This window comes from Pelistega indica, assembly GCF_000506865.1.
Lineage (GTDB): Bacteria > Pseudomonadota > Gammaproteobacteria > Burkholderiales > Burkholderiaceae_B > Taylorella > Taylorella indica.
Map to the genome: position 1 here is coordinate 14,327 of NZ_AYSV01000068.1, position 13,133 is coordinate 27,459.

Genomic DNA, 13,133 nt, shown 5'->3' on the forward strand with positions numbered 1-13,133 from the left:
ATCCTTTAATCACCACGGTAGCAATTAAAGGATTTATATATATTGTTTGTGCGTATTAAGACTGGCTAGCACTCTTTGCAAACTTATCAAGATTTGCAAGAATTAAGCGATCAGCTTCTTCTGTACGTGTTCTTGGAGGCAATAAATCTTTTAATGCTTTACGATTATCTGCACTTTGAGCTAAACCATGTTTTCTTAAACAATAATTTAATTCAGTTTCTTGGCTTTGATTAACATATTCAGAATCTTTAATAGCCATTTTGATCTCCTTTACATACAAACATAGATAAAAATCTATTGAGTATAAGCATACTCGCGAAACCACTCACTTGCAAATAACCCAAACTGTTAATTTTGTTAAATAAATTAAAAAGCATCCTTGCCTATCCTAGGCATGTTGTATAAAAGCCGCTTTTAATTCCCAAAACTACGCTGAGCTACTGATTAACCCCTAGATAAATATTGACAAGACATTATTTATCGTACATAATTATATTTCTTTCACGGGCTGGTAGCTCAGTCGGTAGAGCAGCGGACTTTTAATCCGTTGGTCGCGAGTTCGAATCTCGCCCAGCCCACCAGTGAAATAAAATAGCCACTTTGATAAGTGGTTTTTTTATTCACGCATTATAACTTAATATTGTTAACGTTATATGTCAGGGCTGGTAGCTCAGTCGGTAGAGCAGCGGACTTTTAATCCGTTGGTCGCGAGTTCGAATCTCGCCCAGCCCACCACCTATAGTGATATTCTAAACATTCCCCTATATTTATTTTTATCCTATTCCTTGATAGGAAAACTATATTATCCTGCCTAGTCGTTTTTAGTTCCTATTTAGAAATTTAGTCCTATTTAAAACTTAGGCTTCAACTGACTTATAGTGCCTAAACAATCTAACTAATTTATTGGGATGTCTTGCGCCGTACAATTGCAAACCAAAAGCAGTCTCACCTTTTTCTGAAGGAATATAACGATACAAGTAATCAGGAGATGTGGTTGGTGTATTAAATCCCCTTGGATCATTGGTATAAAAATATTTAAACCCTGCTTCTTTTGCTAGTGCGAGATAATCATCATCAAAGTAGCCATTAGGCCAGCAAAAATGCTGACTAACCGAACCAATTTCACTTATTAATACCGATTTACTTTGCTCAAATTCTTTTTGGATAGCGGCATTTTTGCCTTCTTCATTTAATTGCTGATCCCAACGAGTCTGCGTATGTGCAAAACTATGGACATCAATTAAACCACTTTGTAGCATTAAACGAATCTCATCCCAGTTCATCATAACACTTTCAGGGTGTCCACTATTAATTCTCTGTTTACATTCTACATGCGAAGGACAAAAAGGGATAATTTCATTACTATCAAAACTAGCTCTTATCTCACCTTGTTTAATAACGCTAGTACTCAGGAAAATATTTGCCTTAAGTTCAAACTTTTTTAATACTGGAAACGCAAAAACATAGTTATCTAAATATCCACCATCAAAGGTAATGACTACTGAGCGATTCGGTACAGGCTCACCATTTAGAAATTTTTCAAACTCTGTAGCACTAAGTGCTGTATAACCATAGTTGGCTAAATGTGCCATATGTGCTGTAAACATTTCAGGCGCACAATTAAACATACCACCATTTGGGGTGACATGACGATAGCGTAGGATAGGCACTATTTTGGCAGGATTTTTTATGGGAGTGCTCATATTAAATTTCTATGCTATTAGCGCTCACGAGAAATACGTACTTCAGCACCACGTCGTTTTACTTCTAATCCCGACGATTGCAAAATATCTAATCCTTCAAAGCCCTTAATATAACTAGAGCCTTGCATTTGCATAACACGAATTTTATTGCGCATCACAACTGGGTTATATAATGGCATACCAAATAACCACACTTGATCAAGTATTCTCGCTGTATTAAATTTGGATAAACCTTCTAAGACAGGTCCCATACATAGCATATGTCCCTCTCTACCAAAAACAGGTATCGTACTTACATCACACTCATATTGTAAAACTTGGCCACCCTCATAACGGATTCCTGTATTCACATCCCACCAAGCCTCACCTTCAGGAAGATATATCTCTACCTCATTGCCACCATCCAATATAGGAGCAACCAACAAAGCAGGACCAAACAAGAACTGATATTCATACTTATGTGCTTTTTGATCATCAGGGAAAGCAACTGCCATCATTCGTTGAACAGGCAATCCCGTTCTTGTCGCATCCTCAATATTTCCTAGCACATAAGGAATTAAGCGAGAACGTAAATCAAAAAATACTTTAATCTGTTCCTGTGTTTTTTGATCAAACTGGTCGGGCAAATATTGCTTATCTGCCACTAAACTAAATCCAGCTGAAAAAACCGATAAAGCCAAAAAGCGTAAATAAAGATTACTTGAATTAGTATTCACTAGCAACGAATGTGTCTGAGAAATTACTCCGCTTGCTTGTGTTGTTAAGTGTAGTCTCAATAAAGACTTAATATCCTCAAAATTATTTATTGAATGCTGTAAATGCAATCCAGTGTAACGAGGACTATTTAGACTTAATGCCTCTCGTCGCAAATAAGCTTCTTTAGGAATTTTGTGATAAGACTGAGCATCATACATTGATTGCTCTAATCGTAATGGATAGAGCTGACGTAAAAAAGCCCCCGTCTCTCCTTGTCTAGCATTAATATGATCAGGGATAGAAATAACATCAATTAAGTTTATCCCCGTGTCAGTGTTATCCAGTAATTGTTGATGTCGAGATTCCCAAAACTTATAAGCATCCTTATAAGTCAAGTCTAATATGCCCACCTCACCGTAAGGCGTACTAACTCGATAAGCGTGACCGTCATCATCTAATAGCAACCATGCCCTATCTTCTAAGTCTTTGAATAACGCAGTACCAACAGGAACTCCTGGCCAAGAAGGTACACAAATATGCTTCCCTTCTTTTAAATAATCAGCAATAAATTGACGAACATCGCCCAAACGCTCAGTATCCCATTCAAGAGTTAATTTATCATCTTGAAATAAAAATACGCTAGGAGGTGCGAGGTTGATTGTATCAACGACAAAACCTTTTTGATCTAATTGCTCTGCCTGCTCTAATACATCAGTAAATGATTGCCCATCAATCTGATCAAGCCAAATACCCATGGCAGATAAAGGTGGCTGACCCGGTCGCCCAAGCGAGGCACTAAACTGATTAAAAATATCCGCTACAGTACCAATATACACAAATAAATCTAGACTATTATCATGTATCTGCAGTTGATAAATCGTTGGTGCTTTTTTGATACCAACCTGATGTCTGACTTGCTTTAAACTGTTAGGAAATAATCCCCAACCTTTGGTACTCCATGCAAACGGCAGGTACTGATGGTCATGTGCATCAGAAAATAATTCCTCGCCACGTCGACTATACGCTCCTGCTGTGCGTCCCAAACCATAAACATGATCATTTTTAGGAAGAGCAAAATTAATTGTCCACGCCTCTTCGTCTACTTCTGTATCAACAATTAACGCATTTTCGTCCGTAGTCTTTAAGACAACTTCTCCATCCCTACGAAATATCATCGCAAAAGGATTTACTTGTAACTCTACGCTAGTATTACCATGTGAAATTTGCCACTGACTGTTTTTCTTATGCTCTTCAATAACAAACTCACTACTTAATTCATTACGAGCCAATAATAACTCTTGTCTTTCTTTTGCACGAGGATTAAGAAGACTATCATCTATCTTGTTTTTAGCACCACAACGGATACGAAATACCCCTAGTGCTGTCGCCTCAATACGTAGAAATAAATCTTTTTCTATTTCAAATAGGCAAAGACCTTGTTGGTGGTCAATTAACTTGAGCTTTTTGATCTGAATCACAATTATGCTTTTAAAGTGGTGACGTTATTTGTCTAATACCGCTATTGTGACTGATTTTCATTAAAATTTAAAGTAAATACAAGGATTTAGCTGAAATATTTCTTATGATAAGCTTCAGAAAATTTTATGGCTAAACCATTATTTTGGTGTCAGACTTACTAATAAATCCCGTTCTAGCGGCAACGGCTCTCCTTCAAGACTTGCACCTATCAACTCCCCTGCCAAACTACTCCATGTCAACCCATGGGACGCATACGCACAAGCAAGCCAAACTCCTTTGGCATGCTCTAACTCACCAATAATGGGAAGCCTTCCTTGAATTACAGCTCTCACGCATGCCCTACCCTTAATAGTGGCTGATTGTTGTAAGCTTTCAAAATCTAGAGAAAGTGATAAAGGAATTTTATCCCAAATAACTTTTTGCCCCTCTTTGCTTACTTTGGGAGTTAAATCATTATGAACATAGGTACTCCCCATCACACAAAATCCATTTTGGGAGGGTAAAAAATAGCCCTGTCCTCCTACGATGCATTTTGGCCCACCATTTAGTAAATCATCAGGAATCATCATCACTTCTCCTGATAAAGCGTGTAAAGTATTTAAGCAACTTATTGCATTAACCTGCTTACCTGACTTAAGTGTCTTACGATGCAACTCATTTTTCTCTAACAATGATTTGCTATCTATGGCGTTAGCCACTACTATCTGATGAAAAAAAACTTTTGTCGCTACAGCATCCTCGTCCACACCAATCAACTCATACCCATCAGCTTGTTTATTTATCCACTCAATTTTAAGCGCCTTACACTGAATATTGGGATGCTGTAATAAAACATGAGCTAATTTAACAGGTGGAACTTGCATGCCCATTGGAAAATATACCCCATCTTGTTCGACAGGAATACCGGCAATTTCCGTTGCTTCCGATGCACTCACTAATCTCGCCCATTCACTTGGGTAATTCAGCGCCTTTACAGCATCTAACAAATCTTTAGCATGACCTTTATCACGATTAAGTTCTAGCGTACCGCAATACTTTATACCAACCTGTTGAGCAATTGCTTGCCAGCGTATCCGTGCTCTTAAGACACCTGCCCTGCTAATCCTAGCCTTATGACTATCATCTGCTGTTACTAATGGAGTAATCGCTCCTGACGCAAACTGCAAAACAAATTCATCGGGAGAATGCGCAAACATAGGATCAAAAACAGTAACTTGCCACCCTCTATTTGCCATTGCATGTGCGACTCCTGCACCAGCTACTCCCGCACCAATAATAGCAATTTCACGTTTTTTTTGAGCAGCTAGCTGTTTGACAGGACGAAAACTTGTGGGCTGTAAATATTGCCAATTCTCAGCAAATTGAGCAAATAAATTTAATGGATCCAAGCATACCTGACTATTTGGTGCAGACGATTTATCCATCACAACATCACTAGTTTGAGAACATTGCAAAGAAAACTGTCGATACTGCAATGTACTCTTAATCATTTCTACACATTTTTTTTCAGCATAGACAAAAGGCATTGGTGATGCCAGACGTAATGCTTCCATGAAATGCTCTTCTTGATTAATCTCATCGACGATAAAACCATCCACATCTGCACTAAATGCTTTCCAAGGATGAGGATGATTAGTATTCAAAATATGCAAACAAAATTGGTACGGTTCAATATCTAATCGATGCAAACCTAGCAAATCAATAGGCCATTGTTCCAATAGGCGTGCATAAATAGGCGAGATTGATTGTTGGCTTAAGCGTCGTAATAATTCACGACGAGCCGTGAGATCATCATCAACAACTAATATATGAACAGGACGTGACTGACCCTGCCAAAAATCAAATAATGATGGTAAATACTTAAGGTATTGGGCACTTAAAATTGCAATGTTCAGAGGCTGAGTTTTCATGTTCAATCCATTAATCGCCTCGTAGTACAAAAATAAATACCAAGCGAATGAGCCGTTTAAACAGCTAACGTGTATAATACTAACTCTTTATTGTAATGCTAAATATATACAATAAGATATCTATAATCTTTCATGCTCTGAATTCTAAGGGTTTCTCATGTCTACCAATATTGACTTTCAAAAAGCTCTTCATGCTGCTACAGAAGCCGCCCATCAAGGTGCTGCAATTTTAATGGAATATTTCAATCATAGAGATGAGCTAGTGATTGAACACAAATCTCGCAATGATTTAGTATCACAAGCTGACAAAGATGCCGAAAAAGCCATTATTGCCAAGCTAACTCAGCTATGTCCTGAGTTTGCAATTATTGCTGAAGAATCCCAATTAGAGCAAGGTAAGCAACCAGAAAGCTCATTAGCTACATGGTATATAGACCCCTTAGATGGAACGACCAATTTTTTACATGGCATTCCTCATTTTGCAGTCTCTATTGGTTTAGTTGCTCACAAAGGCACAGTATTAAGTGCAGGCATGTCTCCTCTCACAGAAGACACACCTATTGTTGCTGTTGTGCTTGACCCTAATCGTCAAGAATTATTTAGTGCCTATTACTTTGGCGGATGTCAGTTAAACGGTCAAGCTATTCGTTGCAATAAAACCGCCACCTTAGGGGATGCCTTACTCGGTACAGGTTTACCTTTCCGTGATTTTTCATTTGAAGATGAATATGATCCTATGCTAAAAGCAGCGATCCATCAAACCCGAGGTATTCGCCGAAATGGTGCTGCTGCACTAGATTTGGCATGGGTAGCATGTGGTCGCTTTGATGCCTATTGGGAAATGCGTCTAGCTCCTTGGGATGTAGCAGCAGGAACGTTGCTAGTCAGAGAGGCTGGTGGGCAAGTACAAGACTTATATAAACAACATCCTTGGCCTATCACTGGGAATGTGATTGCGACAAACCGTCTTCTTTTTGATGATTTTTTCGCCATGCTAAAACCATCTTTAAAAACTTTGCCATAATTTTTACTCGGTTAGCTGCCTATGACAAAAACACCAAACCAGCACAGTGATACAGAGAAAGACGTCAATACCTCACAAAAAAGGCTTGACTCAGAAGATGCACAACAAGTGTTAGAGCATATTAAAATGCTTCTTAGCAAGCAATCACTCGTGCAAAATTTGGTTCATCAACAAGAAGAACATAATACCGAGAGTGGCGCATTAGTAGAAGAACTCTTAAAACGACAGCAGCATGTAGAGTTAGAAAACTTCCTACGCCCACTACACCCGGCTGATATTGCGTATATCCTAGAATCTCTGCCTCATGAAGAGCGTATGCAAGTCTGGGAACTCGTAAGTTCTCAACATGACGGTGATATTCTTTTAGAAGTAGACGATTGGGTTCGTGAAGACCTAATTGCTACTATGAATCGTGAAGACTTGTTGGCAGCAACAGAAACACTTGATACTGACGAATTAGCCGATCTAGCCCCAGATCTTCCTGCTGAGATTGTGGCTGAAGTTCAGAAAGGTCTAACAGAAAAAGAACGCAATCAGTTATTAGCCGTCCTAGGCTATGAAAAAGATACTGTTGGTGCCATCATGGATTTCGAGATGGTGCGTGTACGAGAGGATATTACTCTTGAAGTTGTCTTGCGCTATTTAAGACGTCTAGATTATTTACCCGACCATACAGACCAGTTATTTATTATTGATCGTGAAGAGCATTTACTCGGCGTTTTATCACTTGCTGACTTACTCATTAATGATCCTGAAAGTCACGTCAAAGATCTAATGAAAACAGAGTTCTTTTCTCTTACACCAAATGAAAGCGATACCGTTGCCACCTCAGCATTTGAACGTTATGACTTAGTTTCTGCACCAGTGGTAGATAATGAAAACCGCCTCCTTGGACGAGTAACGATTAATGCCGTTGTAGATGTCATCCAAGAAGACTCTCAAGAACAAGATCTTGCTCGTGCCGGTCTTGCTGAAGAGGATACTTTCTCCTCAGTAGCTCACGCTGTTCGTAACCGTACGCCTTGGTTATTAATCAACCTCTGTACCGCATCAACAGCCTCCTTTATTGCCTCACAATTTGAAGGCACAGTCAGTCAAATTGTTATCTTGGCCTTTTTGATGTCAATTGTAGCTGGGATTGGGGGTAACTCAGGCAACCAAACTCTCACATTGGTCATTAGGGCTATGGCGATGGGGCGTATTAACGTTAAAAGTATTATGCCCATGCTGAAAAGAGAAACGTATGTAACGCTATTAGTCGGTTTAACAGGCAGTATTATGGCGGCATTCTTTGCTTGGCTAGTCTCTGATTCGTACAAAATTGCCATTGTTATGGTCACAGCAATGATATGCAATATGCTCATTGGTGCCTTTCTTGGCGTACTTATCCCTCTTGTACGTGCTAAATTTAATAAAGATCCAGCGGTTGGCTCTTCTGTTTTGTTAACATTCGCTACTGATGCCTTAGGGTTCTTTATTTTCCTAGGACTAGCAACTATTTTCTTACTTTAATCAATATTCAACTACACAAAATAATCCCCTATTTCAAGGGCTAACATTATATGTTTAGCTCTATAAAACAGGGGAGAATTTATTTTAGTATTTCTTATACAGAATTAGCTTAATGCGCCATGGCAATGCTTGTATTTCTTACCACTACCACATGGGCAAGGATCATTTCTACCGACACCGACAAACATATCAGATGTAACTTCCTTAACTGCCACATCCTCGGCTAATGCCTCATCATAATCAGCATGGTGATAATTCATCTTATCTTCCATTTCCTGTGCTTTAGCTACTTGTTCTTCCTCTAGAGCTTCAACTTGTGCAGGTGATTGAATTTGTACATTCAATAAGATTTTTGACGTCTCATTACGTACACGTTCAAGCATATATTTGAATAATTCAAATGCTTCTTTTTTGTACTCTTGTTTAGGATCTTTTTGAGCATAACCACGTAAATGAATACCCTGACGCAAATGATCTAAAGCGGCTAAATGCTCTCTCCAAGCACCATCTAAACGATCTAATAATACAGAACGCTCAAACTGACTCCAAGACTCTTCACCCACTAATTCTAATTTTTCTTGGCAAATTCTATCCGCCTCATCAAGAACAGCTTTTAAAATATCATCATCATCTAAGTCATGATTTTTAGCCACTAACTCTTTTAAAGGTAGTTTAATCCCCCACTCTGAAGCTAGAGCAGTTTCTAGAGCCTCTAACTCCCATTGCTCTTCTAAAGACTCTTCTGGGATATACGCACGTACAAAATCGGTCAAGGCATTTACACGCAACTCTACCATCATGTCACGGACAGATTTTTCGTCTAAGACCTCATTTCGTTGCCCATAAAGCACTTTTCGTTGATCATTAGCAACGTTATCAAACTCCAATAATTGCTTACGGATATCAAAGTTTCTACCCTCAACTTTACGTTGCGCAGACTCAATTGAGCGAGAAACCATTTTGGCCTCAATAGGTTCACCAGGAGAGCCTAATTTTTCCATTAACCCTCTAACACGATCTCCTGCAAAAATGCGCATTAATGAATCATCTAAGGATAGATAAAAACGTGAAGAGCCAGGATCGCCTTGTCGTCCTGCACGACCACGTAATTGGTTGTCAATACGGCGAGATTCATGGCGCTCTGTACCAATAATGCGTAACCCACCAGCTGCTTTAACTTGTTCGTTACGTACTTTCCATTCTTGGCGTACTTTATCAATAGCTACAGCTTTATCTTCTGGCGTTAATTGCTCATTAGCTTCAATCTGGATGATTTGTTTTGAGACATTACCACCTAATACAATATCAGTACCACGTCCAGCCATATTAGTTGCAATAGTAATATGGCCTGGCATACCTGCTTCTGCCACAATTTCTGCTTCACGTGCATGTTGTTTAGCATTCAACACATCATGAGGCAGATTTTCTTTTTTCAATAGCTCTGAGAGTAACTCAGAATTTTCAATACTCGTTGTACCCACTAATACAGGTTGTTTTCTATCGTAGCACTCACGAATATCCTTAATAATAGCCGCATATTTTTCAGCATCGTTCAGATAAATTTGGTCATTTTGATCTTGACGAATCATTGGAAGGTTCGTTGGAATAATAACTGTTTCTAGACCATAAATATCTTGGAACTCATAAGCTTCGGTATCGGCTGTACCTGTCATTCCAGCCAATTTACCGTACATACGGAAATAGTTTTGGAAGGTAATAGATGCCATTGTTTGGTTTTCATTTTGAATCGCGACACCCTCCTTTGCCTCAACAGCTTGGTGTAAACCATCAGACCATCGACGCCCAGCCATAAAACGACCGGTAAATTCATCGACAATAACCACCTCACCGTCATGAACAACATAATGTTGATCTCTAAAAAACAAATTATGTGCTCTTAATGCCACCATCAAATGGTGCATTAATGTAATATGACGAGGATCATACAAAGAATCACCTTCTGGCAAGATACCTAATTTTGTCAAGGTTTCTTCAGCGTGAATATGCCCTGCTTCTGATAGATAGATTTGTTGCGCTTTTTCATCAACCCAGAAATCACCTTCTGGTTCTGGCTCCTGAGGTTTTGGCTCTTCTTTCATTCGTGTTAACAACGCAGGCACTTGATTCATACGTACATATAAATCAGTATTGTCTTCTGCTTGGCCTGAAATAATTAACGGCGTACGAGCTTCATCGATAAGAATTGAGTCTACTTCATCCACGATGGCATAAGCAAGCTTACGTTGGCGACGCTCTTCTGCTCTATATTCCATATTGTCACGAAGATAATCAAACCCAAATTCATTGTTTGTACCATAGGTCACATCGGCACGATAAGCATTATATTTTTCAAAATTATCCTGACCTGGGACAACGACTCCAACGGTTAAACCAAGGAAGTTAAATAATTGACCATTATTTTCCGCATCACGACGTGCTAAGTAATCATTGACGGTGACAACATGAACACCCTCTCCTGTCAATGCATTTAGATAAATAGCCAATGTTGCCATCAGCGTTTTACCTTCACCTGTACGCATCTCTGCAATCTTGCCGTTGTGTAGAACAATCCCACCAATTAATTGAACATCAAAATGACGCATACCAAGCACTCGAGAAGATGCTTCACGTACAACAGCAAATGCTTCTGGTAATAAACTATCTAAACTTGAACCGTCAGCTAAGCGCTGTTTAAATTCTGCTGTTTTAGCCGCTAAATCAGCGTCTGACAATGCTTGAATACTAGGCTCAAGGCTATTAATTTTTTGCACAAGTTTACGATACTGCTTTAACAGACGATCGTTACGGCTACCAACGAGTTTTTTGAATAAAGAAATCATTTTTCAATCAATTAATTAAATTTTTATAAGCTATATAGTTTAACGCATAAAGAATGTAGAATGGTATTATTTCACTCATTTCTACAACGCTCAGCATTATCTATTTTTAGAAGTAAACTATGAGTGATTTTACTACTTTATCCTCAATTAACGCATCCCTCTAAGACAGTACTATCATCATGACTGTTATAATGACTAAATGAAGTTTTTCAAGTGGCTATTTTGCTATGTTTATCACTCATCGCCAATTACATAAAAAACGTAAATCTATTCAATCGAGCTTTGTGAGTCCATTAAACAGCTTGAGAAACACTTCTCAACCCTCTATACACGCCACATTGGTTAAAGCAAGCTTATTTGTTGATATTGAAGAATCTATTAAAACAAGTTTAAGCAATCATCTCGGCGATTATTGCAAGGTCGTGGAGTTAAACGATGCACAACTCACCGTCTCAGTTCCCAATGCCGCATTAGCGACTAAGATACGGCAAATGATTCCGAGTCTTGCTGAAGAACTTTCGCAAAAAAATGTAATAATAAAAAAAAATAACCATTAAAGTGATGAATAACTGTGATATTCCTAATAGCGATCTAACACCTACCTCATCATCTTTGCCACAAACACAGCCTACTGCTCAAAAGGCCTGCCATGAGGCTTACCACTCTCTAATTGAGCATAGCCCTGAAAGTTATTTAGCCGATGCGTTGAAATCTATTTTGGCAAAGCGCCAGACACCCTGATATAGTTTTCTTTCAAACAAAAAAAACGAGTTCACTTAATGGTGAACTCGTTTATTTAGATACTAAAAAGAATATATTTAAGCTAGGCGCCAATCTCTATTTAATGCTTCAGCCTGTCTTAAATCACGCTCATCTTCAAAAGTTACAATCTCATAAGCATCTTCTTGTGCCAATAAAGCACGTGACAATTTATTATTGATGCCATGTCCTGATTTGCAAGCCACATAACGTGCTAATAAAGGATAACCAATCAAATATAAGTCACCAATTGCATCTAGAATTTTATGTTTTACGAATTCATCATCATATCGCAAACCATCCGCATTTAAAATACGATATTCATCAAGCACAATAGCATTATCTAAACTACCACCTCTAGCAAGACCAATACCACGAAGCATTTCAACTTCATTAGCAAAACCAAACGTACGCGCTCTAGCAATCTGGTCTACATAAGAATCTTTGCCAAAGTCAATTTCAGCAAAACTAGCTGTTGAATTAATCGCTGGGTGTTTAAAATCAATAGAGAATGCTAAGGCAAAACCTTCATAAGGCTCTAATCTTGCCCATTTTGCCTCATGACCTTCACCCTCTTTTACTTCAATCGTTTTTTTCACCCGTAAAAAACGCTTAGGAGCATTTTGTTCTATAATGCCTGCATCTTTCAGCAAGAAAACAAACGTAGCAGCACTACCATCCATGATTGGTATTTCTTCTGCATCGACATCAATATGGATGTTATCAATGCCTAGACCTGCTAAAGCACTCATTAAATGTTCAACTGTAGACACGCGATATTGCCCATTCTGCAATACAGAAGCCATGCGCGTATCACCAACTTTATCTGCTTGTGCAGGAAAGTCTATCATCTCGGGGGTATCAACCCGATGAAAAACAATACCCGTATTTGGCTCAGCTGGTCGCAAGACTAGCTTAACACGTTGGCCTGAATGCACACCAACTCCAGTGGCTGTCACAATTTTTTTAATTGTTCTTTGTTTTAACATACGAGAATTTCACCCTATAAACAGACTATTCAATAATGATTACTATTTTAGTCCAAATAACAATAAAGAAATCCAAATTATAGTTAATATTATTTCAAAATACCTAGCTTTGAAATAAAAAGCGGAACCAGCTTATATACTGCTTCCGCCTAAGATACTAACAAACCTTTTAGGTTATTTTTGACGTGCAGGTTTTCAAGTTTGACGCAAAAAAACAACCA

General features: G+C 38.6%; 10 protein-coding genes and 2 tRNA genes. 6 read left to right on the forward strand and 6 right to left on the reverse strand.

Going from position 1 to position 13,133, the window contains the following annotated elements; genetic code table 11:
* Nucleotides 1–55: 55 nt before the first annotated feature.
* Nucleotides 56–259 (reverse strand): hypothetical protein, encoded by a 204-nt coding sequence (locus V757_RS19715; protein WP_023950303.1) that lies wholly within the window; start codon nucleotides 257–259, stop codon nucleotides 56–58.
* A 246-nt stretch (nucleotides 260–505) separates the two neighbouring features.
* On the opposite strand from V757_RS19715, the gene V757_RS19720 reads away from it, so the two are divergent.
* Nucleotides 506–581, forward strand: a tRNA-Lys gene (locus V757_RS19720).
* A 78-nt stretch (nucleotides 582–659) separates the two neighbouring features.
* Nucleotides 660–735 (forward strand) — tRNA-Lys (locus V757_RS19725).
* Between the two features lie 122 nt (nucleotides 736–857).
* On the opposite strand, the gene V757_RS19730 is transcribed toward V757_RS19725, so the two are convergent.
* The 3 genes from V757_RS19730 to V757_RS19740 form a co-directional block, all read right to left on the reverse strand.
* Nucleotides 858–1,703: a polysaccharide deacetylase family protein gene (locus V757_RS19730; protein ID WP_023950307.1), complete on the reverse strand. Its 846-nt coding sequence runs from the start codon at nucleotides 1,701–1,703 to the stop codon at nucleotides 858–860.
* A 17-nt stretch (nucleotides 1,704–1,720) separates the two neighbouring features.
* Nucleotides 1,721–3,877, reverse strand: coding sequence for a TIM-barrel domain-containing protein (locus V757_RS19735; protein WP_023950309.1), 2,157 nt, complete (start codon nucleotides 3,875–3,877; stop codon nucleotides 1,721–1,723).
* Between the two features lie 138 nt (nucleotides 3,878–4,015).
* Nucleotides 4,016–5,788, reverse strand: a complete 1,773-nt coding sequence (locus V757_RS19740; protein ID WP_023950311.1) for an FAD-dependent oxidoreductase — start codon at nucleotides 5,786–5,788, stop codon at nucleotides 4,016–4,018.
* Between the two features lie 157 nt (nucleotides 5,789–5,945).
* Here V757_RS19740 and V757_RS19745 point away from each other — a divergent pair, with 157 nt between their 5' ends.
* Complete coding sequence (locus V757_RS19745) at nucleotides 5,946–6,812, forward strand: inositol monophosphatase family protein (RefSeq protein ID WP_023950312.1); 867 nt, start codon at nucleotides 5,946–5,948, stop codon at nucleotides 6,810–6,812.
* A 21-nt stretch (nucleotides 6,813–6,833) separates the two neighbouring features.
* Nucleotides 6,834–8,324 (forward strand): magnesium transporter, encoded by a 1,491-nt coding sequence (mgtE, locus tag V757_RS19750; RefSeq protein ID WP_023950315.1) that lies wholly within the window; start codon nucleotides 6,834–6,836, stop codon nucleotides 8,322–8,324.
* 104 nt (nucleotides 8,325–8,428) lie between these two features.
* On the opposite strand, the gene secA is transcribed toward mgtE, so the two are convergent.
* Nucleotides 8,429–11,164: a preprotein translocase subunit SecA gene (secA, locus tag V757_RS19755; RefSeq protein ID WP_023950317.1), complete on the reverse strand. Its 2,736-nt coding sequence runs from the start codon at nucleotides 11,162–11,164 to the stop codon at nucleotides 8,429–8,431.
* A 227-nt stretch (nucleotides 11,165–11,391) separates the two neighbouring features.
* Here secA and V757_RS19760 point away from each other — a divergent pair, with 227 nt between their 5' ends.
* Nucleotides 11,392–11,721 carry a DciA family protein gene (locus V757_RS19760; RefSeq protein WP_023950319.1) on the forward strand — a complete coding sequence of 110 codons (330 nt, stop codon included), beginning with the start codon at nucleotides 11,392–11,394 and terminating at the stop codon, nucleotides 11,719–11,721.
* 4 nt (nucleotides 11,722–11,725) lie between these two features.
* Complete coding sequence (locus V757_RS19765; RefSeq protein ID WP_023950320.1) at nucleotides 11,726–11,905, forward strand: hypothetical protein; 180 nt, start codon at nucleotides 11,726–11,728, stop codon at nucleotides 11,903–11,905.
* 77 nt (nucleotides 11,906–11,982) lie between these two features.
* Here the strand turns inward: V757_RS19765 and lpxC are convergent, their stop codons facing one another.
* Nucleotides 11,983–12,912 (reverse strand): UDP-3-O-acyl-N-acetylglucosamine deacetylase, encoded by a 930-nt coding sequence (lpxC, locus tag V757_RS19770; protein WP_023950322.1) that lies wholly within the window; start codon nucleotides 12,910–12,912, stop codon nucleotides 11,983–11,985.
* Nucleotides 12,913–13,133: the final 221 nt, after the last annotated feature.

Coding starts and splice junctions, on each gene's coding strand:
- V757_RS19730 (WP_023950307.1), bottom strand. CDS start 1,703: ATGAGCACTCCCATAAAAAATCCTGCCAAAATAGTGCCTATCCTACGC.
- lpxC (WP_023950322.1), bottom strand. CDS start 12,912: ATGTTAAAACAAAGAACAATTAAAAAAATTGTGACAGCCACTGGAGTT.
- V757_RS19765 (WP_023950320.1), top strand. CDS start 11,726: ATGAATAACTGTGATATTCCTAATAGCGATCTAACACCTACCTCATCA.
- secA (WP_023950317.1), bottom strand. CDS start 11,164: ATGATTTCTTTATTCAAAAAACTCGTTGGTAGCCGTAACGATCGTCTG.
- V757_RS19760 (WP_023950319.1), top strand. CDS start 11,392: ATGTTTATCACTCATCGCCAATTACATAAAAAACGTAAATCTATTCAA.
- V757_RS19745 (WP_023950312.1), top strand. CDS start 5,946: ATGTCTACCAATATTGACTTTCAAAAAGCTCTTCATGCTGCTACAGAA.
- V757_RS19715 (WP_023950303.1), bottom strand. CDS start 259: ATGGCTATTAAAGATTCTGAATATGTTAATCAAAGCCAAGAAACTGAA.
- mgtE (WP_023950315.1), top strand. CDS start 6,834: ATGACAAAAACACCAAACCAGCACAGTGATACAGAGAAAGACGTCAAT.
- V757_RS19740 (WP_023950311.1), bottom strand. CDS start 5,788: ATGAAAACTCAGCCTCTGAACATTGCAATTTTAAGTGCCCAATACCTT.